Genomic DNA, 21,799 nt, shown 5'->3' with positions numbered 1-21,799 from the left:
GCGGGCGGTGGCGCTCACGCGGCCAGCCTCCCCTCGGCGGCGTCGCCCGCCCGGACCAGGTCGGCGTACAGGCCCCCGGCCGCGAGGAGGGAGGCGTGCTCGCCCACGGCCTCCACCCGCCCGCGGTCCAGCACCACGATCCGGTCGGCGTGCCGGACGGCCGCGAGCCGGTGGGCGACCACCAGCACGGTCCTGCGCCCGGCGGCCCGGCGCAGCTCGCCGACGATGCCGGCCTCGCGGCGTTCGTCCACCGAGCTGGTGGCCTCGTCCAGGACCAGCACCGGCGCGTCCGCCAGCAGGGCCCGCGCGAGCGCCAGCCGCTGCCGTTGCCCGCCGGAGAGGGTGGCCCCGCGCTCGCCGAGGACGGTGGCGTACCCGTCGGGCAGGGCCGCGATCTCCTCGTGAACGCCCGCGGCGCGCGCCGCGCGGACCAGCTCCCCGTCCGTGGCCGCGGGCCGGGCCAGGCGCAGGTTCTCGGCGATGGTGGCGTGGAAGAGGTGGGTGTCCTGGGAGACGACGGCGATGCCCCGCCGCAGCGAGGCCAGGGTGTACGCGGAGGCGTCCCGGCCGTCGAGGGTGATCCGGCCGCGCCGCGGGTCGCGGTGGCGCAGCAGCAGCGCGATCAGCGTGGACTTCCCCGCGCCCGAGGGGCCGACGATCGCGGTGGTGCGCCCGGCCTCGGCCGTGAAGCTGACCCCGCGCAGCGCGGGCTCCCGCGCCCCGTCCCACCCGAACTCCACGTCCTCGAACCGCAGTCGGGGCGGCTTCGCCCAGGAGGCCCGCAGCGTTCCCGCGTCGGGAACGGCCGGCTCGGCGGTGCGCAGCGCCCGCAGCCCGTCGGCGGCCGAGGCCCCCAGGTACCCGGCGTGCCACTCGCGGGAGAGGTCGCGCACGGGCCGGAAGCACTCGGCGGCCAGCAGCAGCACCAGGTAGGTGCCGGTGGCGGCGGTGGAGCCGGTGACGGCCGAGCGGCAGGCGAGCAGCGCGGCGGCGGCCGTTCCGCCCTGGACGGCCAGGTCGGTCAGGCCGGTGTCGACCAGGGAGACGCGGAGCTTGGCGACGGTCGCCCGGTGCAGCGCGGCCGAACGCGCCTGGAGCCGCTCCCGCGTCCGCCCGACCGCGCCCGCGGCCCGCAGCGCGGGCATGCCCTGGAGGGCCTCCAGGTAGTCGGCGCCCAGCCCCTCGTAGGTGTCCCAGTGGTCCCTGCCGCGCCGGGCCAGCAGCCGGTCCCAGGCGCGCGGCCCGGCCAGGGCCAGCAGCAGGGCGGGCACGAGGCCCAGGAGGGCGAGGGGCTCGATCGCGGCGAGGGCGGCGAGCAGCAGCGGGGGGACGGCCAGGGTGATCAGGAGCTGGGGGAGGTAGCGGGAGACGTACGCGTCCACGCCCTCGACCCCGTCGACCAGGGTGGTGCGAACGGCCCCGGCGCGCGCCGGTGGTGCGCCCGGGCGCCCGCCCGGGGAGGACAGGTGCGCGGGCCCGAGCCGCCCGAGGTGGGCGAGGAGTTCGTCCCTCAGGCGCACCCGCACGCGCGCCCCGGCGCGCACGGCCGTGTGCCGCTGGCGCCGGGCGAGCCCCGCGCGGGCGGCGACGACGGCGAGCACCGCGCCCAGCAGCAGGGGCAGCCGGGCCGTCTCGCCCCGGGCCGCCTCGGCGAGGGCCAGGGCCAGCAGCACGGCCTGTGCGAGGTGGGTGAGGGTGACGGCGCCCTGGAGGAGGGTGGCCGCCGCCAGGGGGCGCCGCGCGTGCCGTGCGGCGCGGCGCAGCTCGGGGTGGACGATCACGGGGTTCTCTCTTCGACATGGGAGGGGGTGGCGAGGCCCAGGGCCAGGCCGTGGACGATCCAGTCCCGGCCCGGGGCGGAGCCGAGGGCGGCGCCCAGGTCGGCCCGCTGCCAGGAGCCGATGGGGCGGGCGGCCAGCGCGTGGCGGGCGGCGGCGACGTGGGCCAGCCCGGCGGCGTACCCGGCGCGCAGGTGGGCGCGGCGGATGCGCGGGGCGTCCGCGTCGGACGGGCAGCCGTGGCCGAGGAGGACGGCGCCCGCCTGCGCGATCCAGGGCTGGCCGGCGGCCCAGGCGGCGAGCGTGGGCCGGGCCTCGCCGGCGGCGAGGCGGCGCAGGTCGCCGTCGTCCGCCAGGGCGAGGAGGCCGGGGCGGGGGGCGCCGACGGCGGCGCACCAGGCGATCTCGCCCGCGCTGGCCCCGGCGGCGGTGGCCAGCAGCGCCCGCAGGGCCTCCTCGGGCGGCGCGCCGTGCAGGGGCGGCGGGGCGCTGCGGCGGGCCAGCAGTTCGGCGGGCGTGGGGGCGTCCTCGGCCGGTGGAGCGTCCCCGGGCGGGGCGAAGTGCAAGGTGACGAGCGGGTCTTCGGCGCTTCCGCCGATGCGCGGAGCGGCCGGGGGAACGCCCAGGGCGCGGCCCGCCAGCCACAGCGCGGCGGCGGCGTGCCCGGCGTCCAGCAGGAGCAGCGGCCAGGCGCGGTGGCCGTAGTGGGAGACCGTGCGCCGGGGGGTGAGGGACAGCTCGACGGACGCCCCGGGGGGTGCGTCGGCGGGTGCCGGGCCGAGGCGGTGGACGCGGTGGCGCAGCGGGTCGTAGCCGTAACGCCCGGGCAGCAGCGGGCAGTTCGCGCCGACGGCCAGCCGGGCGTCCACCGGGTGCAGCGCGCCCGCGGAGGGCGCGGGCCGCAGCCGCCCCGCGCGGTCCGTGGCCGCCAGCGAGAGGCGGAGCAGGCGGGACAGGTCCAGCTCCCCCTGCCCGGGCCCGGGCAGGGGCAGCGGCGGCCCCGGCCAGGCGCGGACGGGCGGCCCGGCCGGGGTGCCGGGGCCGGGCTCCTCGGGGGAACGGGCGCGGGCGAGCGCGGCGACGAGGTCCACGGGCGGCCTCACATGTGGGGCGGCGGGGCCAGCGTGAAGTCCTCCGGCGCGCGGGGGGCCTCGGTGCGCCAGCCGCGCGCGAGGGCGGCGTCGGCCAGGCGCGGGCAGCCGAAGTACCCGAAGGCGGCGGGGGCGTTGGGCAGCAGGCCGGAGACCAGGACCCGGGCCACGCGCAGCGGCGTCCCGGCCACGTCCTCGGTGGTGAGGTCGAAGGTCATCACCCGGTGGCCGCCCTCGCGCAGGGCGCGCTCCAGCCGCTCCGGGCTGCCGGGCTCGACCGCCCCGAGGGGAACGGTCCCGTGCGCGGGCTCGGTGAAGCGCCGGGCCTCGGCCGCCATCCGGGGGTCCAGCCACACCTGGACGTGCGCGCCCAGGTCCCGCACGCGCGCGAACTCCTCGCCGCAGTCGTCGAGATAACGCCGGTCCTCGCGGTGGTCGAGATAGAGGCCGCGCGCGAGCAGTCCGGCCTCCACGGCCCGGAAGACCCACCCGTCCGCCTCGGTGAGCCCCTGGGTGAACACCCAGGTGTGCACGGCCTCCAGCACGGCCTTGCGGGCGGCCTCGGCCGGGTCGTACTTGCAGGCGAACCCGGCGGCGTACAGGCCGAGCCGGGGGTCGTGGACGAGGGCCGCCATGCAGGGGGCGAACTCCGAGGGCATCTGTGCGATCCACACATCGAGGCCGCATCCGGCCAGGTCCTCGCTCAGCCCCGGCACGGTGGCCGGGTCGATGCCGCGGGCCGGGCCGTCGAGGTGCCACCACAGTTCGAGCGCGTCGCGCTCCACGAGCTCCAGCAGGCCGCGCCCGACGGCGTCCTCGAAGCCCTGCCCGGCGGCGATGCCCGCGTAGTTGAGGTGGTGGGTGCGGGGCAGCGAACGCAGCTCGCCCTGGCGCCAGTTGAGGTGGGTGAGCGCGACGGGCGCCCAGACCTCGGCCCGCTCGCCGCCGGGCAGCCGCTCCTCGCCGCGCGCCCACAGCGCGGGCGTCTCCTCCGTGAGGGGCCGGTAGGGGAAGCGTGCGCGGGCGTACTGCCAGGGGGCGTAGGCGGGCAGCTCGCGCGGGCCGTACAACCGCAGCCCCTTCTCCGCCAGTTCGGCGGCCGTGGCGCGCAGCGGGGCGAGGGGGTGGCCGGGCGGGGGGACGCGGTTGCCGCAGTAGCGCTCGATGCCCTCCGCGATGGCGGCGACGCGGGCGCCCTCGGGGTCCCCGAAGGTGGTGCCCAGCGAGACCCGGTCGGCGGGCCACAGCCCGAGCCTGCGGGCGTCGGAGATCTCGGCCGTGAGCGCGGTGTAGCGCGGCGGCGCCCCGGCGGGGTGCTCGACGGGCTTGACCTTCCGGACGATCCCGCAGACGGGGTCCACCAGCGCCTCCAGCGGCAGCGCCGCGCCCGCGGGCTCCGCCCTCGCCGCGGGGCCGGCGGCCGTCCCGGGCCCGCTCCTCGTCGCGGGCCCGTCCGTCCGCCCGGACCCTTCCACCCGTCCGGGTTCCGCGGTCGTCGGCTCCGCCGCTGCGCGGGCCGCCGTCCGCGCCTGCTCCGCCGTCGTCTCTGCCGTCATCGCGGGATCTCCTGTTCGGGGTCGGTGGGGGCGGGGAGGGCGCGGAGCGCGGGGAGCAGCAGCGCCACGCTGCCGGGGGCGACCTCGCGCCGGGAGGGGAGCAGGCGGGAGGCCGTCACCGGGTCCTCGCCGGTGTGCGGGTTGCGGGCGTGGGCCGGGAAGTGGTGGCCGGCGATCTCCAGGCGCAGCCGTGTCCCGGCGGGCAGCCGCGCCGCGAGCCGCCCCAGCGGCACCGCCAACTCGGCCGCGCCACCCGGGGGATCGGCGCGCCGCACGGCGCCGAGGGCCAGCCGCCGCGCCGCGCCTTCCGGGCCCAGCGCGACGAGGCGGGCGAACCAGTCGGCGCACGGCGTGTCCGCGGTGGCCCGCAGCCGCACCTCGGCGGTACCGAGGAGGTCCAGCGGGAGGGGCAGCGGCGCGGTGACGCACACGCAGCGGTCGGGCGTTCCCCCGGCGGGGCCGGCGGGGTCGGCGGCGACGCCGGGGACGTTCAACGACCCGGACAGCGCCGGGCGTTCGGGGTCGGCCGTGAACGCGGGCCCGCGCAGCGGCAGGACCTCGGGGCCGTACGCCTCGCCCTCCGCGCCGGCGGGCAGCCACAGGGGGCTGCCGCCCAGCGCGAGCGCGCCCCGGTGCCCGGGGCGCAGCTCCCCGGCGAGGGCGCGGCGCGCCCAGCGCGCGTAGAGGTCGCCCAGCCGCACGCGGTGAGCCGGGTCGGCGTCGGGCCCCGGCTCGGCGACCAGGCCGTGCCCCCAGGGGCCCATCAGCAGCCGCGCCGAGGGCCCGCCCCAGGCGCGCCACAGCGCGAACGTGTCCTCGGCGAACGGGTCGTGGTGGCCGCCCACGGCGAGCAGGGGAACGCCGGCCCGCACCGCGAGCGCGACCGTCCGGCCGCGCTCGCGGTGCCGCCACAGGCCGGGCCAGGAGGGGAGGCTCCGGCCGAGGCGGGCGGGGAGGGCGTTCACCGGGAGGTGGGCCAGCAGGCCGGGGTCGGCGGACAGGGCCCGCTGGAGGGCCTGTTCGTCGGAGTCGGGCCGGTCGCCGTGGGCGGCCCACCACCCGGCGCGGGCCGACAGCCGTTCCACGCCGGAGGGTTCGCGCGCGGTCTCGGCGGGGCCCAGCGCGGGCACGGCGGCGAGGACCGCGTCCGGGCGGGCGTCCTCGGGGGCCTCCAGCGCGAGGGCGAGGGCGCAGTGCGCGGCGTAGGAGGCGCCGGCCGCGATCAACCGCCCGTCGCTCCAGGGCTGTCGGCGCAGCCAGCGAGCGGTGGCCGCGCCGTCGGCGGCCTCGCGCGCGTAGGGGTGCCAGGCGCCGGGGGAGGCGTGCCGCCCCCGCACGTCCTGGGCCACGGCGGCGAACCCGCGCCGGGCCCAGCCGCGCAGCTCGGCGCGGTGCCGCAGCCGGTCGTAGGGCGTACGCAGCAGGACGGCCGGGAACGGGCCGTCGCCGTCCGGGAGTTGGACGTCGGTGGCCAGGCCCTCGACGGCCGTGGTGAGGGTGCTCATCCGGCCGTTGAAGGCATCGGGGCGACGGCGGGGACGGGCAGCACGGGGTGCTCGGTGACGGTGAGGGTGCGCAGGTCGACGCGGCGCAGGCGGCGCCGGGGAGGCAGGCCGCCGGGGGCAGGGGCGCCGGCCTCGGGGGCGCCGGTGGCCCAGCGGGCGAGGTCGTCCGCGAGGAGGCCGGCGAGCAGCCAGGCCGCCGGGGCGGTGAGGGGGACGGGGGCGCCGGAGGTGCGCGGGCCGCTCCAGTAGGCGGCCAGCTCGCGGTGGGCGGGCGTGGCGGCGAGGCGGCGGGCTCGGACGTGGGCGGAGGTGACGTCGCCGGGGGCGGCGGCGAGGGGTTCGAGGTAGTACTGCCAGCCCTCGCGGTGGCCGCGCAGCCAGGCGACGCCGCGCTCGGGGAGCCGGTCGGCGGTGTCCCACAGCCCCTCGGGCACGGGCCCGTCGAGGCACCAGACGACGGCGGCGGGGCGCCCCGCGTCCGCCTCGCCGGGCCCGACGGCGCGCGGCTCGGCGCCCTCGGCCCGCAGGCAGGCGGCCAGCGGCCCGGTCAGCGCGGGGTCGCCCACCAGCCGCACCTCCCGGCGTCCGGCGGGCCACTCCCGGCGGGGCGGGGCGTCGGCCAGGTAGCCGGCCCCCTCGAACGCCCGCAGCAGGCGGCCGAGTCCGGCCCGCGCCTCCTCCGTGCCCGCCGTGTCCGTGCCCGCCGTGTCCGCGCCGGAGAGGCGGGCGAGGAGCGCGGGGCGGTCGGCCTCGCCGGTCCGCACGGTGAGGAATTCCCCCTCGGCCGTGCGCAGGGCCAGGCCCCGTCCGGGCACGGAGACGACCTCGACGCCGGGGGCGAGCTGGCTGCGGGACACGGGGCGTTCTCCTGTCGGCGAGGCGAGGCGAGGCGAGGCGAGGCGAGCGGTCGGGCCGGGGCGCGGGGCGTGGACGGGCGGGTGGGCCCGCCCCGCGGCGCGGGCGGGCCCACGGGGGTGAGTCGCCCTGCTCAGTCCTCGACGTCGTCGAAGGGGTTCTCGACGAGCGCGTTGGAGTGGGAGGCCGAGTCGTGGGCCAGCTGGCCCGGGTCGGCGATCGGCTCGAAGACCTGCTCGTTGTCCATGAACTCTCCTTAATCGCAAGGGAGGTACGACGCCCGGGTGAGCGCCGCACGGCAGACCTTAATGAAGATGATTATCTTTTCCTAGTCTTGTTGGAGGGTGATCCGGGTAACACGAGCCCCGGGCGCCCCGGCGAAGGAGGCCCCGATGACCGCCGGTCCGCTGCTGCTGATCTCCGACCACGTGGCGGGAAACGTCCGCGTGCTGACCGTCCCGGACGGCGAGGAGGCTGCTCGCCTGACGCGTCGTCACCTCTCCGAGCACGCCGGGTTCCTGGCCCTGCCGCGCGGGCGGGTGGCCTGCGTGGACGACCGCCGGGGGGAGCTGCTGGTGCTCGACCCCTTCGGCCCCGAGCTGGTGGAGGCCGCGGTCCCGGTCGCCGCCCCGGCCGAGCACCTGGCCGCCGACCCCACGGGCCGGTGGGTGGCGGTCACCACCGGCCTGGGCAGGAACGGCGCCCCCTGGTCGGACCTGCTGACGGTCGCGGACCTGGCCACGGGGGACGCGGCCCGGGTGCGCACCCGCGCGGGCGAGCCGGGCGTCACCGTCCTCGGGGGAGCCGTGGGGGACCCCCTCCTCGTCCTGCGGCACCGGGAGCCTGGCGCGCTGGACGTTCACAGCTTCGCCGCCCTGCTCGGCGCGCCTCCCGGCTGCCCGCCGGCCGCGCCGCTGGCCTCCCTGCCCCTGCCGGGGGACGGGCACGGAGACGCCCAACTCCCCTGCGCCGGGCGGGTATTCGCGGCCACGGGCGAGGGCGTGCACGCGGCGCGCCGCGAGGGCGGGAGGCTGGTCGCGGAGGCGGTGATCCCGTGGGGCGCGCCCGGCCGGGGCTGGTACCTGCGGCTGGACACCCGGCGCCCGGCGCTGTGGTCCACGCTGCGCGCAGGCCCGGCGGACCCGCTGCGGTGGACCTCGTGGACGAACCGGGCCTGGCGCCACGACCTGGAGACGGGCCGGACGACGGGGGCGGACCTCGGCCCGGGGCTGGTCTTCCGGCTGGCCCTGGCGCGGGAGCACACCGCCTTCACCCGCGTCCACCCGGACGGGGACGAGCTGATCCTGCTGGGTGCCGACGCCTCGGCGCCGGCGGCGCGGGTTCCCCTCCCGGCCATGGACGGGGCCCCGCGCCGCGGGGGCACCCCCTGGGAGGGCGTTCAGCGCCGCGCGGTGGCGGCCTCGCCGGGCGCGCGCTGGGTCGCCGTCACCCGAGGCGGCCACGGCGAGGTCCACCTCATCGACGCCCGCACGGGCGGGGAAACCACCCGCCTGCGCCTGGACACGCCCCTGCACCACGGCGGCCACCTCGCGCTGCGCACCCCGGCCGACGGGGCCGAGGCCGACCCCGTCGGCCGCTGAGGGCCCGTCGCCGGGTCAGCTCAGCGGCGGCGGGTGGGGGATGCGGCCGGTGAGGAGGAGGGCGAGGGTCAGGTCCTGGACGCCGGGGCCGTCGGAGAGGAGGTCGCGGTCCAGCAGGCGTTCGGCGGTCTGGAGGCGCGTGCGGACGGTGGCGCGGCCGATGCCCAGGCGGCGGGCGGCCCGCTGGGCGTCGCCGTTGGCCCGGACCCACGCGGTGGCGACCTCCAGGAGCTCCCCGCCGCGCGGGTGCCGCTCCACCGGGCCGAGGAAGGCCGCGGCCCAGGCCCGCGCGGCCTCGCCCGCCTCCCCGGCCTCCGCATACGGCGCCCAGGGCGCTCGCCGGTGCCCGGCGGCGCCCGCCGCGCGGGCGGCCTCCGCGGCCGGGCCCTCCGCCGCGGGCTCGGCCAGGCGCAGGGCCAGCGCGAGGAGGGCGCGGGAGGCGGCGTCCTCCAGCTCCAGGCCCAGGGCCCGCTGGGCGTTGCGCAGGTGGGCCGCGACGGTGTTGCGGTGCACGCCGAGGAGGACCGCCACGCCGGTGCGGGGGAACTGCAGCGCCAGGCGCAGGACGTCCACGGTCAGCCGGGGCGCCCCGTCCAGCGGCGCGAGCAGGCGGCGGGCCCAGCGCCGGGCCGGCTCGTGGGGCAGGAACTCCTCCAGCGAGGCCGTGCCCTGGAAGACGGCCCGCCGCCCGGCGCTGGTGCGCGCGGCGGCCAGGGCGTGGCGGGCCTGCTCGTACGCGCGGGCCGTCTGCGGCAGCGGGTGCGGCCGGCTCAGGCCCAGGGCGTAGCGGGGGTTGGCCGCCACGAGGTCGCTCAGCAGGGCGGGGATGCCGCGGTCCACGGCGCCCGGCGGCTCGTTCTCCTCCTCCGCGACCAGGCCGATGAGGTGCTCGTCCCAGACCGGGCAGCTCACCAGCAGCCCGCCCGCGTGGAAGCCCGCCGCGTCCTGGTGCGCCTGGGCGATCAGCTCCCGGTCGTCCGGGGCGCAGCGCAGCACGCACACCCGCACCCGCTCGGCCCGCAGCAGGGGCGGAACGGCCCCGGCGGACATCCGCAGCGCCAGCGACACGTCGCCCGTCATCAGCACCATGGTCACCGCGAGCCGCACCCGGTGGGCCTTGCGCTGGTACGCCGCCAGCACCTCCTCGGCCTCCCGCGCCCGGGCGAGGGCGGCCAGCAGGCTCCCGGCGTGCGAGGCCACCGCCACGGCCCGCCGGTCCGGGGGCAGCGTGCCCGCCAGCACCAGGACGGGGCGCGGGGGGCTCGTTCCCAGGGCCTCCAGCAGCACGTGGTACTCGCCGATCCGGGTGGCCGCCGAGGCGGTGCCCTGCGCGGCCAGGCGGGTCAGCACCGGCCGCGCGAGGGTCAGCACCTCCGGCGGGAAGCCGGGCGTTGCCACCATCACCGCGCCGGCGGGGCCCAGGAGGGCGCATTCCAGGCCGAGTTCGCGGGCCAGCCAGTCCGCCACGCCCTCAAGTTCCCCCGCAGCCCCGGGTCTGCGCGCCGCCCGGCCCAGCAGCGGCAGCAACTCGTCGATCCGGCCGGCGAACCCCTGCGTACTCAACACGTCGGCCACCCCACCCTTTCCGCCCTCGTGCCCGCCCCGGGCCCCACCAGTGTCACCGCCGCGGTGCGCGCCGCAACGACGCGAACCGGCCAGGCGCCGCGGGGCGCCCGGCCGGGATCGATGGTGGCAGGGTGAGGCCCGCCGGGCGGCCTCTCAGGCCGGGAGGGCGGGGGAGGGGGCGCGGTGGTGGAGGCGGGCGCGGAGCTGGGCGACCAGGTCGCGCAGGTCCGCGGCGTCGGTGGCGGTGCCGAAGAGGTAGAAGTCGGGGCGGATCAGGGCGGCCACGTGCCCGTGGCCGCGCAGGTGGGGCAGCCAGGCGTCGTCCACGTCCTCGTACTCCCCGTCCGGGAGGCCGCCGTCGGGGGTGGTGCCCTTCGGGTGCAGGGGAACGAACGCCGTGCCGACGCCCGCCAGGAAGGCGCGGTCGGCCGCGTCCAGGGCGGCCAGTGGGCCGGGCCCGTCCGTCAGCAGCACGAACCCGCCGCCGGTGAACGCGTCGATCAGCCCGGTGCGTTCACCCGCGCGCACCCGGTACTGCGGGGTCAGGTGCCCCACGTCCGCGCGCCGGGCGCCGTCCGCGCCGCGCTGCAGAACGCCGTCGCCCAGGACCGGCGGGGGAGCGGGCGGCAGCACCCGGGCGGGGTCCGCGCCCCCGGCGGTCATCCGGGCGTCCCGCTCGCGCGCCTCCTCCTCGTCCAGGACGCAGATGACCCGGCCCAGGGCCATGGACATCCCTATGGCGTGCTGGACGTGCTCGCGGCGCTCGGAGGTGTACGAGTCCAGCAGCGCCGCCTCGGAGGCGCCGCGCAGCACGAGGTCGAGCTTCCAGGCGAGGTTGAGCGCGTCGCGCACGCCCGAGCACATGCCCTGCCCGGCGAAGGGCGGCATCCGGTGCGCGGCGTCCCCGGCCAGCAGCAGGCGCCCGTCGCGCCAGCGGTCGGCCCAGCACGCCTGGAAGGTGTAGACGGTGTGCCGTTCGAGGGTGGTGTTCTCCGGGGTGCGGCCCCAGGGGGCGAGCAGGCGCCAGGCGGCCTCGGGGGTGTTCAGCTCCTCGACGGTCTCGCCGGGCAGGCGCATGAACTCCCAGCGCCGCCGCCCGGGTCCGCCGGAGACGACGGTGGTGGGGCGGGCGGGGTCGCACAGCTGCCAGTTCATGGGGGACCACACGGTCTCGCGGTCGTGGGGCAGCGTGTCGACGATCAGCCAGTCGAAGAAGAAGCCGAGGTCGGTCTCCTCGGTGTCCATGTGCCGGCGGACGAAGCTGTTGGCGCCGTCGGCCCCGATGACCCAGCGGGCGGCGTGCGTGAAGGTCGTGCCGTCCGCGGCGCGGGCGGTCAGCTCGACGTGCCCGTCCCCCTCGCCGCCCGGAATGTCACGCAGGCCGACGAGCTCCTGGCCGCGGTGCAGCGTCACGCCGGGAACGGCCGCGGCCTCGGCCGCCAGCACGGCCTCCAGCTCGGGCTGGGAGAAGAAGTTGGCGGTGGGCCAGCCGCTGGGGCCCGTGCCGGACCAGTCGATGCGGACCAGGGCCTCGCCCTGGCGGTTGCGCCACTCGTAGTGGTCGGGGACGGGGTCGGTGAGGGCCCTGACCTGCTCGCCCACGCCGGCCGCCTGGAAGATCCTGCCGATCTCGTGGTCGAAGTGCACGGCCCGGGGCAGCGGGTACGGCTCGGGCCAGCGCTCCAGGACGAGGACGTCGTGGCCGCGGCGGCCCAGGAGCAACGCCAGGAGCTGGCCGATCGGGCCGAAGCCGACGACGGCCACGTCGTGCGGGGGGTTCTTGGTCACAGGGCACCTCGCTGTGCGGTCCGGGCGGACGGGTGATCCCCTCGGGCCCGGCGCGGTCGTTCCGCCCCGTTCGGCGGAGACTTTCGAAAGTGAGCCGCACGGTACTTTCGAAACTTCGCCGGGTCAACGGGTGGTGTGCGCGGGTCGCGGGATTCGCCCGGGTCGCCGGGTCGCGGTTGCCGCCGGACTCGGCCGGGCTCAGCCGGCGTCGCGCGCCAGGCGCTCGGCCAGGCGCCTGAGGTCGGGCAGGGCGGCGGCGATGCGCGCGCGGGACTCGGCCGGGAGGTCCGCGAGGGCGGCGGCGACGCCGAGGTGGAGGGCGGAGTCGACCTGTTCGCCGCCCGCGCGCATCTTCGCCGTCGGGCGGAGCTGGACGGCGCGGCGGTCCGCCGGGTCGGGCGCCCGCTCCAGGAAGCCGTCCCGCACCAGGAGCGTGACCAGCGCGCTGACGTTGTTCGGCTGCATGCGCAGGGCGCGCGCGGCCTCGCGCACGCTGATGCCCGGCCGGTCGTGCACCAGGTGGAGCAGCTCGACCTGCGCCGGGGGGCGGACGTGCTCGCCCTCGGGGGGCCGGACGGTCTGGCGGAGCGTGCGGTGCAGCGTCCAGACGACGCGGCTCAGCTCGGCGGGCAGGTCCGCTGCTGCGGTCATGGTCAGCGAGCCTACCGGCGGGGCGCGGCGGGCCCCCGGGCGGAGGCTCGTCGGCTCTTTCGGGATAGGTATTGCACTATAGGTAAATGCGTGGATAAGGTGCGGCGGCCGGTCGCCGGGCGGCGGGTCGGGGTCGTTGCCTCTCGTCCGCCTCGGTCGTAGCATCCCAATTTACAGGACTTCTGTCCTTCTTTGCGGGACAACGAAAGTGAGTCGCCATGTCGCAGACCGCCACCGACGCCCAACGCCCGCCCGAGCCGGACATCGCGCGCTCCCTCACCCTCCACCTGCGCGGCGACTGGGGCGGCGCCAACCTGCACCGCGTCTGCGGCTGGATCGCCCAGGAGCTGGGCGACCGCACCGGCCCCCATACCCGCATCGCCACCTGGAACAGCCGCGGCTTCGTGGACGCCGTCCGCGCCGTGGGCCGCGGCGAGGTGCAGGTGGCCCTGGCCACCCCGTCCGCCTTCGTCTGCGCCGCCCTCGACGGCCGCGGCCCGTACGCCGACGAGCACTACCCGGACCTGCGCGCCCTGGGCGTGGTGCCCCAGCGCGACCGGCTGGTCATCGGCGTCAGGAAGTCCCTGGGCATCGGCAGCTTCGAGGAGCTGCGCGCCCGGCGCCCCGCGCTGCGCCTGGCCACCTCGGTGGACGACGGCGTGAACCACGTGGGCGTCGCGGCCCTGGAGCTGCTGGCCCGCTCCGGCGTGGACATCGAGGGCTGGGGCGGCGAACTCCTCCTGGACGAGCGGCCGTTCGAGTCCCTGGAGCACGTCGCCGAGGGCCGCGCGGACGCCATCGCCCACGAGGCCGTCATGCTCCCGGCCTGGCAGGAGATCGGCGCGGACCTGACGTTCCTGGAGGTCGAGCCGGAGGTCCTGGACGGGCTGCGCGCGGACTTCGGCTGGCCCGACGCCGTCGTGGAGGAGGGGTACTTCCCCGGCTCCCCCCGCTTCCGCACCCTCGACTTCTCCGACTTCCTGGTGCTCGCCCGCGCCGACCTGCCCGAGGACGTGGCCTACGCCATCGCCTGGGTGCTGGGCGAGACCCGCCACCAGATCGAGCGCCAGTACCGCCACATCCCGCCGGAGCGCAGCCCGATCACCTACCCGCTCGACCCGGTGACCATGGGCCGCGCCCCGATCCCGCTCCACCCCGGCGCCGCCCGCTACTACGAGGCGCTGCCCGGGTGGGAGGCCGCGCCCGCGTCCTGAGGCCCGCGTCCTGAGGCCGGCGCCCTGAGGCCCGCGTCCTGAGGCCCGCGGCGGGGGGGGCGCGCCCACCGCGCCCCGCGCCGGCCGTTGCGCCTACGCCCAGGCCGCCCGCCCCGGCCGTTACGACGCGCCTCGCCCCGGCCGTTGAGCCACGCCCGGGACCCGGCCGTCCCGCCCCGTACGGAACAAGGGAGTTTCCATGGGAGCCGTACCCGAAGTCATCCAGGCCGTCTGGTCCGGCCTGCCCGCCAGGACCGTCGAGCGCGACGAGGAGCTGCTGCTCGCCCCGCCGCACCCCAACCCCTTCCCGGTCAAGCTCTGGCAGGACCACGAGCCCCTGACCGTCGTGCACTACCCGCAGGAGTACGAGGCCGTCCCCTTCGCCCCGCCGCGCGGCGTCTACGAGAGTGACCGGGTGCGCGTGGAGTGGCAGACGATGGACAACCGCCAGCCCTTCTACCACCGCAACGCCGACGTGGACGAGATCTCCTACCAGATCGCGGGCGACCGGACCCTGATGACCGAGCTGGGAACGGTCGAGCACCGGCCCGGCGAGTTCTCCCGGCTGCCGCGCGGCATCGTCCACGACAACTACGGCCGCCGCGAGAGCCACCTCCTCTTCTACACGCCCGCCCCCGTGCGCGAGGAGGCCGCGCCCCTGCGCCTGTCCGAGGCCGCCTTCCCCGCCTACCCCGGCTGGGAGGCCGGGCCGGTCAACGAGGCCGTCACCCAGTGCATGGGCGAGCCCGGCCACGACATCGCCGTCTTCCCCGCCGACGAGCGCCGCCTGCTCGAAGGGGTCAACGCCACGGCCGCCCGCCTGCGGGTGCTGGCCACCGGCGGACGCCCGGGCACCACCTGGCTCTACCGCGGCAAGGGCTTCCGGCTGGGCACCGTACGCCTCGCCCCCGCCCGCGAGCGCGTCTACCACCGCACGCTGGACGCCGACGAGATCCAGTACCAGGCCCGCGGGCGCCGCACCCTGATCACCCAGCGCGGCATCGCCGAACTCGGCCCCGGCGACTTCATCCGCGTCCCGCTCGGCATCGCGCACGCCTCCGTCAGCGAGGAGGAGAGCGTTCACCTCGTCCTGCACTCCGACCGCGCGCTGCCGCAGATCGCGGCCTCCTCCCGGAGCGCCGACCCCTGCACGCCCGAGCGGCTCGCCGCCCTGCGCGCCTGACACCACGAACCCCCGCTGCGACGAAGGAGCCGCACCGCCATGAACGCCATGCTCGCCGCCCGTGCCCAGAAGGGCGCGAGCGCCCTCCAGTTGCACCGCATCGCCATACCCGAGCCCGGCCCCCAGGACGTGCTGGTGAAGGTCGCCTCCGCCGGGCTCGCCCCCGGCATGATGGCGCTGCTCGCGCAGGGGGCGTTCACCCACCTGCCCACCACCCTCGGGCACGAGGCGGCAGGAACCATCGCGGCCGTCGGCTCCGAGGTCACCGGCCTGGTCCCCGGCACCCGGGTCCGCGTCCACCCCAACCTCAACTGCCGCACCTGTGGCTACTGCCGCACCGACCGCGACATGATGTGCGCCCAGCAGGCGATGATCGGGCACGCGGCCTTCGGGGACGTGCCGATGCCGCTGTACGACGCGTACCACGACGGCGGCCTGGCCGAGTACGTCCGCGTCCCGCACTGGCTGATCGACCCGCTGCCCGAGGCGGTCGGCTTCGACCTCGGCGCCAAGGTCCACGACCTGGCCAACGCCATGCGCGCCCTGAAGTGCGCCAGCCTGCCCCTGGGCGCCACCCTGGTCGTCACCGCCGCCACCGGCACCATGGGCACCGCCACGGTCAAGCTGGCCTCCCACTTCGGCGTGGCCCGCCTCATCCTGGTGGGCCGCAGCGCCGAACGCCTCGCCGCGGTCCGGACGTTGGCCGGCGGAATCCCCACCGAGACCGTCGCCCTGGAGGAGCTGCCCAAGGACTGGGCCTCCACCCAGGGCCTGACCCGCGCGCTGCGCGCCCTCGCCCCCGCCGGGGCCGACGCCGTGCTCGACTACGTCCCCGACGGGCCCGCCACCGCCCAGTCCCTCGCCTCCCTGGCGACCGGCGGCTCGCTGGTCCACATGGGCGCCAACCGCGCCCCCCTCCTCTTCCCCATGATCGCCGTCATGGTCAACTGCTGGCGCATCGTGGGCACCCGCGCCTGCACCCGCACCGACGCGCGCGAGGTCCTCTCTCTCCTCGCCTCCGGCGCCCTCGACGCTTCGGAGCTGATCACCCACCGCTACCCGCTGACCGACGTGGTCCGCGCGGTGGACGAGATGCGCAGCCGCGCCGAGCCGATCTGGATGGCGGTCGTCAACCCGTGATCCCGCCGCGCGGCGTCCGGCCGCGCGGTGGCAGGCTGGGCCCATGGCGAACCGCTGGGTCGGAGTGACGGTGGACTGCGTGGACGTGGAGCGCGTCGCGGCCTTCTGGAGCGCGCTGCTGGACCGCCCCCGCGGCCCCTCCCGGCCCGGCTGGGTCTACCTCGGGCGGCGCGAGGACCCGCTGCCGCGCCTCGTCTTCCAGCCCGTGACCGAGTCGAAGCGCGGCAAGGTGCGCCTGCACCTGGACGTTGCGGTGGACGACATCGAGCGCGGCATCGCGCAGGTCGCGGCCCTGGGGGGCCGGTCCACGGGGGAGCGGCACGAGTACGAGCAGGGCGTGGTCGTGGTCATGGCCGACCCGGAGGACCACGAGTTCTGCCTGGTCCAGTACTACTGAACGGCCCTCCTGGGGCGTCGACTCGGCCCAACGCCCAACGCCCAACGGCCCCGCCTCCGCGCGCCCAGATGGCGTGCCCCGGCCGCGGCCGGCCGGGTGGCGTGCACGCCATGTCGAGCCCCGAGGCGCCCAGGACGGGGGCTTTCGGTCACGCCGTCAGCCCCCGCGACCACTGAGTTCACGGCTTCGCCGCCCCGCCGCCCCGCGCGGCCGGACGAGCTCGCCCCCAGGACCCTCCTTCCGTGCCGCAGGCGCGGCACGCCGCGCGAGCGGTCGAGGCGGGCGCGGGGCCTCCGCCCCGCCGCCAGCCCGGCACCGCGATCCGGCACCCCCGACCGCCGGTTCTCGTAGGCACACGGGTGTCGCGACCCGGGCGGTCGCGGCTTCGGCCGACGCCGGCTTCCTCGCCGTCGCCCTGACCACCGCGGTCGCGCTCGTTCGCCCGGACCGCAGGGGCCGCGCGCTCGCCGTGCTGCTCTCGGGAACGACCGTGGCCACCCCGGCCCCCGGTTCCGACGCCGCCCCGGCCTCCGTTCCCGGGAGGAGCGCCTGACCGTCCGGCCGGCCCGGGGCGCCGCCCGCCCCCGGGCCGCGAGCGGCGCCTCGCGGCCCGGCCCCGCGGCGGCGGGTGCGCTACCCTGACGCCATGCGTGCCGCACGCCTCCTGCTTACGCGGCCGCGCTGACGCAGGGCGCCGAGACGCCCGTCAGCGCGGCTGACCCCTCCTGCGCGAGGGGTTTTTTCATGGCCCTCATGGCGTGGCAGAGACGACGATGGAGTTCCGAGGACGATGAGCGAGACACACAGGTACGACGCCGCCCTGGCCGCGGAGATCGAGGCACGCTGGCAGGACCGCTGGGAGCAGGAGGGCACCTACGACGCGCCCAACCCCACGGGCGACCTGGCCGACGACTCGGGGCGGGCCGCGCGGCCCGAGAAGTTCATCATGGACATGTTCCCCTACCCCTCCGGGGCGGGGCTCCACGTCGGCCACCCGCTGGGCTACATCGCCACCGACGTCTACGCCCGCTACCTGCGGATGAGCGGCCACAACGTCCTGCACACCCTGGGCTTCGACGCCTTCGGCCTGCCCGCCGAGCAGTACGCCGTGCAGACCGGCACCCACCCGCGGGTCTCCACCGAGGCCAACATGCGGACCTACCGCACCCAGCTGCGGCGCCTGGGCCTGGGCCACGACCTGCGCCGGTCGTTCGCCACCATCGAGCCGGAGTACTACCGCTGGACCCAGTGGATCTTCCTGCAGATCTTCAACTCCTGGTACGACGCCGAGGCCGGCCGCGCCCGGCCCATCGGCGAGCTGGTCGCGCAGTTCGAGAAGGGCGAGCGGCCCACGCCCGACGGCCGGCCCTGGTCCGGGCTGAGCGGCCCCGAGCGCGCCGACGTGCTGGGCGGCCACCGCCTGGCCTACGCCTCGGACGCGCCGGTCAACTGGTGCCCGGGCCTGGGCACCGTGCTGGCCAACGAGGAGGTCACCGCCGACGGGCGCTCCGAGCGCGGCAACTTCCCCGTGTTCAAGGCGAAGCTGCGCCAGTGGAACATGCGGATCACCGCCTACGCCGACCGGCTGATCGACGACCTGGACACGGTGGAGTGGCCCGAGGCCATCAAGCTGCAGCAGCGCAACTGGATCGGCCGCTCGTTCGGCGCCCGGATCACCTTCCCCGTCGCGGGAGTTGAGGCGGGGGACGCGGGCGTTCAGGTCTTCACGACCCGTCAGGACACCATCTTCGGCGCCACCTACATGGTCCTGGCCCCCGAACACCCCCTGATCGACGGCGCGCTGCCCGCCGCCTGGCCCGAGGGCACCGACCCGCGCTGGACCGGCGGGCACGCCACTCCGGCCGAGGCCGTCGCCGCCTACCGCAAGCAGGCCGCCGCCAAGTCGGACGTGGAACGCCAGGCCGACGCGCGCGAGAAGACCGGCGTCTTCACGGGCGTTCACGCCGTCAACCCGGCCAACGGCGAGCAGATCCCCGTCTTCATCGCCGACTACGTCCTGCTGGGCTACGGCACCGGCGCCATCATGGCCGTTCCCGCCCACGACGGACGGGACTTCGCGTTCGCCCGCGCCTTCGGGCTGCCGATGCGCTGCGTGGTCCAGCCCTCGGACGGGCGCGGCACCGACCCCGCCGAGTGGGTGGACGCGTTCGTCTCCTCCGAGGCCCGCATCGTCAACTCCTCGGGCCCCGCGGTGAGTCTGGACGGCCTGACCGTCCCCGAGGCCAAGGAGCGGATCAACGCCTGGCTGACGCGGGAGGGTTCGGGCGAGGGCACGGTCACCTACCGGCTGCGGGACTGGCTGTTCAGCCGGCAGCGGTACTGGGGCGAGCCGTTCCCCATCGTCTACGACGAGGACGGCGTCGCGCACGCGCTGCCCGAGGAGATGCTGCCGCTGGAGCTGCCCGAGGTCGAGGACTACGCCCCGCGCACCTTCGACCCCGAGGACGCCGACACCGAGCCCGAGACCCCGCTCTCGCGCAACCAGGAGTGGGTCGACGTCACCCTGGACCTGGGCGACGGCCCCAAGCGCTACCGCCGCGAGACCAACACCATGCCGAACTGGGCGGGTTCGTGCTGGTACCACCTGCGCTACCTGGACCCGCACAACGACCGGGCGCTGGTGGACCCCGAGATCGAGCGGTACTGGATGGGCCCGCGCGAGGGCGCGGCCACCGGCGGCGTGGACCTGTACGTCGGCGGCGCCGAGCACGCCGTGCTGCACCTGCTGTACGCCCGCTTCTGGCAGAAGGTGCTGTTCGACCTGGGGCACGTCTCCTCGGCAGAGCCGTACCACCGCCTGTTCAACCAGGGCATGATCCAGGCGTACGTCTACCGCGACGCGCGCGGCTTCCCCGTCCCGGCGGCCGAGGTCGAGGAGCTGCCCGACGGGACGTTCGCGTACCAGGGCGAGACCGTCTCGCGCGAGCTGGGCAAGATCGGCAAGTCCCTGAAGAACGTCGTCGCCCCCGACGAGATCTTCGCCGCCTACGGGGCCGACACCCTGCGCCTGTACGAGATGGCGATGGGCCCGCTGGACGTCTCCCGCCCCTGGGAGACGCGCGCGGTCGTGGGCCAGTACCGGCTGCTGCAACGCCTGTGGCGCAACGTCCTGGACGAGGCCACCGGCGAGCCGGCGGTCGTGGACGAGGAGCCGGGCGAGGACACCCTGCGGGTGATGCACAAGACCATCCAGGGCGTGCGCGCCGACCTGGAGGGCCTGCGTTTCAACACCGCCATCGCCAAGATCACCGAGCTGAACAACCACGTCACCAAGGCCGGGCGCACCCCCCGCGCGGTGGCCGAGACGCTGGTGCGGCTGATCGCGCCGCTGGCCCCGCACATCGCCGAGGAGCTGTGGCACCGGCTGGGCCACGCGGAGAGCGTCGTGTGGGTGCCCTTCCCCGAGGCCGACCCGGCCTACGCCGTGGACGAGACCGTGACCTGCGTCGTTCAGGTGCGCGGGAAGGTCAGGGCGCGCCTGGAGGTGGCGCCCTCCATCGCGGACGCCGAGCTGGAGGCGCTGGCCCTGGCGGCGCCTGCGGTGGCGGAGGCGCTGGGCGGCGCGGAGATCCGGAAGGTCATCGTGCGCGCGCCCAAGCTGGTCAACATCGTCCCGGCCTAGGCGTCTCCGCCGAGGCGTTCCTCTCGAGGCAAGGGCCCTGGCCCGCATGGGACTTGGGTGCGCGCCGGGCGCGGTGCCCGGCGCGCGCCGGTCCGTTCCCGGCCGGACGGTCCTACCCTGGGCGGTATGGAGATAGCTCTGGCTCTGCTCGCGGTGTCCCTGGTGATGTTCGCGGTCTTCGTGCTGCTGGTGGTGCGCGGGGTGCGGGCCGCCAGGCGGGCGCTGCGCCGGGCCGGGCGCGAGGTGCGGCGCACGGTCACCGAGGCGGCGCTGACGGCGCGGGCCGCGCAGCCGGGGCCGGTCGGCGAGGTGGCGCGCACGCGGCGGGAGCTGCGGGCGGCGCTGGAGGGCGCGCGGAGCACGCTGCGCGCCGGGGCCGACCGGGACCCGGCGCTGCGCGAGGCCCTGGCTCTGCTCGGGCAGCTCGACGACCACGCGGAGCGGCTGGACGGCGAGCTGGCCTCGCTGATGACGGGCGAGCCCGACCGCCTGCGGATCGCCGAGCGCCTGCCCGCGCTGCGCGGCCGGGCGGAACGGATCGGCGCCTCGGCGCGCTCCCTGCGGATCGCCGCGCAGGACCGGGCGCACCACGACAACGCGCAGGGCCTGGACGCCCTGCACCGGCAGATCGCGATCGAGGCGGACTCGCTGCGGCACTGGCGGCCGGTGGAGCCGGGGCCGGCGGAGCGGCGGCCCGGGGTGGAACGGCCGGCCGAACGGCCGCGGCGGGCGGTCGAGGACTGAGCCGGGGCGGGGCCTGAGGAGGGACGGCGGTGACGGACGGGGCTTTGACGGGCGGGGCTTCGACGGACGGCGGTGCGGCCGACGGGCGGGCGGCGAACGGCCTGGTGGGGGCGGGCGGCCCGGCGGCGGGCGGCGCGCGGGCCTGGGCTAGTCTCCGGTCCATGCCCCCTACCGCGTCCTCCGCCGGACCCGTGGCCATCGTCACCGACTCCACGGCCTACCTGCCGGGGGCGGAGGTCGAGCGGCACGGGATCACGGTCGTTCCGCTGACCGTCGTGCTCGGGGGCGAGGCGTTCGAGGACGGCACGGAGGAGGCCGCACGGCGGCTGGAGCAGGCGCTGCACCACCGGCGGCCGGTGACCACCTCCCGGCCCGGGCCCGCGACGTTCGCGGCGGCGTACCGGGCTGCGGCCGAGGCCGGGGCGGGGGCCGTCGTCTCGCTGCACCTCTCCTCGGAGATCTCCGGAACGCGCGACGCGGCGATGGTGGCGGCGCGCGAGGCGCCCGTCCCGGTGCGCGTGGTGGACAGCGGCATGGTCGCGATGGCGCTCGGCTTCTGCGTGCTCGCGGCGGCCGAGGCCGTGGCGGACGGCGGCGGCCCGGACGACGCGGTGGCGGAGGCCGTGAAGCGGGCGGAGGCGACCCGCGCGTATTTCTATGTCGACACGCTGGAACACCTGCGGCGGGGCGGGCGGATCGGCGCGGCGCAGGCGCTGCTGGGGTCGGCGCTGGCGGTCAAGCCGCTGCTGGAGTTGACCGAGGGCCGGATCGAGCCCCGCGAGAAGGTGCGCACCGCCTCCCGGGCCATCGCGCGCCTGGAGGAGCTTGCCGTCGAGCACGCGGGCACGGGCCCGGTGGACGTGGCCGTGCACCACCTGGCGGCGGGGGAACGCGCCGCGCAGCTCGCGGAGCGGCTGCGGGGGCGGCTGCCCGGCCTGGTGGACCTGCACGTCAGCGAGGTGGGCGCGGTCATCGGCGCGCACACCGGGCCGGGGCTGCTGGGCGCGGTGGTCTCGCCGCGCTGACCACCCGATCGGGTGAGGGAGTTATCCACAGGGGGCCTGTCATCCACAGATTCGGGAGCGGG

17 protein-coding genes and 1 pseudogene are annotated in these 21,799 nt (G+C 77.3%); 9 read left to right on the top strand and 9 right to left on the bottom strand.

What is annotated here, in order from left to right; translation table 11 throughout:
• Positions 1-14: 14 nt before the first annotated feature.
• The 6 genes from RM780_RS11070 to amiA all read right to left on the bottom strand — a co-directional run bounded on the left by RM780_RS11070 (position 15) and on the right by amiA (position 7,032).
• Positions 15-1,781 (bottom strand): ABC transporter ATP-binding protein/permease, encoded by a 1,767-nt coding sequence (locus RM780_RS11070; protein WP_311630451.1) that lies wholly within the window; start codon positions 1,779-1,781, stop codon positions 15-17.
• Positions 1,778-2,869 (bottom strand): nitroreductase family protein, encoded by a 1,092-nt coding sequence (locus RM780_RS11065; protein ID WP_311630450.1) that lies wholly within the window; start codon positions 2,867-2,869, stop codon positions 1,778-1,780. The genes RM780_RS11070 and RM780_RS11065 overlap by 4 nt, the downstream gene beginning before the upstream one ends.
• Before the next feature lie 8 nt (positions 2,870-2,877).
• Positions 2,878-4,425 carry a YcaO-like family protein gene (locus RM780_RS11060; protein WP_311630449.1) on the bottom strand — a complete coding sequence of 516 codons (1,548 nt, stop codon included), beginning with the start codon at positions 4,423-4,425 and terminating at the stop codon, positions 2,878-2,880.
• A complete protein-coding gene (locus RM780_RS11055; RefSeq protein WP_311630448.1) occupies positions 4,422-5,930 on the bottom strand; it encodes a CocE/NonD family hydrolase in 1,509 nt (502 codons plus the stop codon). Before RM780_RS11055 ends, RM780_RS11060 begins: the two co-directional genes overlap by 4 nt.
• Positions 5,927-6,787, bottom strand: a complete 861-nt coding sequence (locus tag RM780_RS11050; RefSeq protein ID WP_311630447.1) for a hypothetical protein — start codon at positions 6,785-6,787, stop codon at positions 5,927-5,929. Before RM780_RS11050 ends, RM780_RS11055 begins: the two co-directional genes overlap by 4 nt.
• Positions 6,788-6,918: 131 nt before the next feature.
• Positions 6,919-7,032 (bottom strand): streptamidine family RiPP, encoded by a 114-nt coding sequence (gene amiA, locus RM780_RS11045; RefSeq protein WP_311630446.1) that lies wholly within the window; start codon positions 7,030-7,032, stop codon positions 6,919-6,921.
• A 145-nt stretch (positions 7,033-7,177) separates the two neighbouring features.
• On the opposite strand from amiA, the gene RM780_RS11040 reads away from it, so the two are divergent.
• A complete protein-coding gene (locus tag RM780_RS11040; RefSeq protein ID WP_311630445.1) occupies positions 7,178-8,386 on the top strand; it encodes a hypothetical protein in 1,209 nt (402 codons plus the stop codon).
• Between the two features lie 15 nt (positions 8,387-8,401).
• Here the strand turns inward: RM780_RS11040 and RM780_RS11035 are convergent, their stop codons facing one another.
• From RM780_RS11035 to RM780_RS11025, 3 genes are all read right to left on the bottom strand, one after another.
• Positions 8,402-9,952, bottom strand: a complete 1,551-nt coding sequence (locus RM780_RS11035) for a helix-turn-helix domain-containing protein (protein WP_311630443.1) — start codon at positions 9,950-9,952, stop codon at positions 8,402-8,404.
• 153 nt (positions 9,953-10,105) lie between these two features.
• Positions 10,106-11,740, bottom strand: coding sequence for a bifunctional 3-(3-hydroxy-phenyl)propionate/3-hydroxycinnamic acid hydroxylase MhpA (gene mhpA / locus RM780_RS11030; protein ID WP_311630442.1), 1,635 nt, complete (start codon positions 11,738-11,740; stop codon positions 10,106-10,108).
• A 198-nt stretch (positions 11,741-11,938) separates the two neighbouring features.
• The gene (locus tag RM780_RS11025) at positions 11,939-12,391 is read right to left on the bottom strand and encodes a MarR family winged helix-turn-helix transcriptional regulator (RefSeq protein WP_311630441.1); all 453 of its coding nucleotides are present in this window, start codon (positions 12,389-12,391) and stop codon (positions 11,939-11,941) included.
• Between the two features lie 218 nt (positions 12,392-12,609).
• Here RM780_RS11025 and RM780_RS11020 point away from each other — a divergent pair, with 218 nt between their 5' ends.
• From RM780_RS11020 to RM780_RS10985, 8 genes and pseudogenes are all read left to right on the top strand, one after another.
• A complete protein-coding gene (locus tag RM780_RS11020; protein WP_311630440.1) occupies positions 12,610-13,605 on the top strand; it encodes a TAXI family TRAP transporter solute-binding subunit in 996 nt (331 codons plus the stop codon).
• Between the two features lie 199 nt (positions 13,606-13,804).
• Positions 13,805-14,788: a hypothetical protein gene (locus RM780_RS11015; protein ID WP_311630439.1), complete on the top strand. Its 984-nt coding sequence runs from the start codon at positions 13,805-13,807 to the stop codon at positions 14,786-14,788.
• 39 nt (positions 14,789-14,827) lie between these two features.
• Entirely contained in the window at positions 14,828-15,928 is a 1,101-nt protein-coding gene (locus tag RM780_RS11010; protein WP_311630438.1) for an alcohol dehydrogenase catalytic domain-containing protein, read from the top strand.
• A gap of 43 nt (positions 15,929-15,971) precedes the next feature.
• On the top strand, positions 15,972-16,325 hold the full coding sequence (locus RM780_RS11005) for a VOC family protein (protein ID WP_311630437.1): 354 nt from the start codon (positions 15,972-15,974) through the stop codon (positions 16,323-16,325).
• A 361-nt stretch (positions 16,326-16,686) separates the two neighbouring features.
• Positions 16,687-16,830: pseudogene (locus tag RM780_RS11000) on the top strand (Cmx/CmrA family chloramphenicol efflux MFS transporter); the annotation flags it as partial.
• A 285-nt stretch (positions 16,831-17,115) separates the two neighbouring features.
• Positions 17,116-19,968 carry a leucine--tRNA ligase gene (leuS, locus tag RM780_RS10995; protein ID WP_311630436.1) on the top strand — a complete coding sequence of 951 codons (2,853 nt, stop codon included), beginning with the start codon at positions 17,116-17,118 and terminating at the stop codon, positions 19,966-19,968.
• Positions 19,969-20,094: 126 nt separating this feature from the next.
• On the top strand, positions 20,095-20,712 hold the full coding sequence (locus RM780_RS10990; RefSeq protein ID WP_311630435.1) for a hypothetical protein: 618 nt from the start codon (positions 20,095-20,097) through the stop codon (positions 20,710-20,712).
• 161 nt (positions 20,713-20,873) lie between these two features.
• On the top strand, positions 20,874-21,737 hold the full coding sequence (locus tag RM780_RS10985) for a DegV family protein (protein WP_311630434.1): 864 nt from the start codon (positions 20,874-20,876) through the stop codon (positions 21,735-21,737).
• Positions 21,738-21,799 lie beyond the last annotated feature (62 nt).

Source organism: Streptomyces boetiae (assembly GCF_031845405.1).
Lineage (GTDB): Bacteria > Actinomycetota > Actinomycetes > Streptomycetales > Streptomycetaceae > Streptomyces > Streptomyces boetiae.
Note: the sequence above shows the minus strand (reverse complement) of the source record. Positions and strands in the feature narration are given on the sequence as shown.

What these genes read in the sequence shown, in the direction of transcription:
- leuS (WP_311630436.1), top strand. Translation starts at nt 17,116, where the DNA reads ATGAGCGAGACACACAGGTACGACGCCGCCCTGGCCGCGGAGATCGAG.
- RM780_RS11025 (WP_311630441.1), bottom strand. Translation starts at nt 12,391, where the DNA reads ATGACCGCAGCAGCGGACCTGCCCGCCGAGCTGAGCCGCGTCGTCTGG.
- RM780_RS11040 (WP_311630445.1), top strand. Translation starts at nt 7,178, where the DNA reads ATGACCGCCGGTCCGCTGCTGCTGATCTCCGACCACGTGGCGGGAAAC.
- RM780_RS11010 (WP_311630438.1), top strand. Translation starts at nt 14,828, where the DNA reads ATGAACGCCATGCTCGCCGCCCGTGCCCAGAAGGGCGCGAGCGCCCTC.
- RM780_RS10985 (WP_311630434.1), top strand. Translation starts at nt 20,874, where the DNA reads ATGCCCCCTACCGCGTCCTCCGCCGGACCCGTGGCCATCGTCACCGAC.
- RM780_RS11005 (WP_311630437.1), top strand. Translation starts at nt 15,972, where the DNA reads ATGGCGAACCGCTGGGTCGGAGTGACGGTGGACTGCGTGGACGTGGAG.
- RM780_RS10990 (WP_311630435.1), top strand. Translation starts at nt 20,095, where the DNA reads ATGGAGATAGCTCTGGCTCTGCTCGCGGTGTCCCTGGTGATGTTCGCG.
- RM780_RS11060 (WP_311630449.1), bottom strand. Translation starts at nt 4,425, where the DNA reads ATGACGGCAGAGACGACGGCGGAGCAGGCGCGGACGGCGGCCCGCGCA.
- RM780_RS11055 (WP_311630448.1), bottom strand. Translation starts at nt 5,930, where the DNA reads ATGAGCACCCTCACCACGGCCGTCGAGGGCCTGGCCACCGACGTCCAA.
- RM780_RS11020 (WP_311630440.1), top strand. Translation starts at nt 12,610, where the DNA reads ATGTCGCAGACCGCCACCGACGCCCAACGCCCGCCCGAGCCGGACATC.
- amiA (WP_311630446.1), bottom strand. Translation starts at nt 7,032, where the DNA reads ATGGACAACGAGCAGGTCTTCGAGCCGATCGCCGACCCGGGCCAGCTG.
- RM780_RS11015 (WP_311630439.1), top strand. Translation starts at nt 13,805, where the DNA reads ATGGGAGCCGTACCCGAAGTCATCCAGGCCGTCTGGTCCGGCCTGCCC.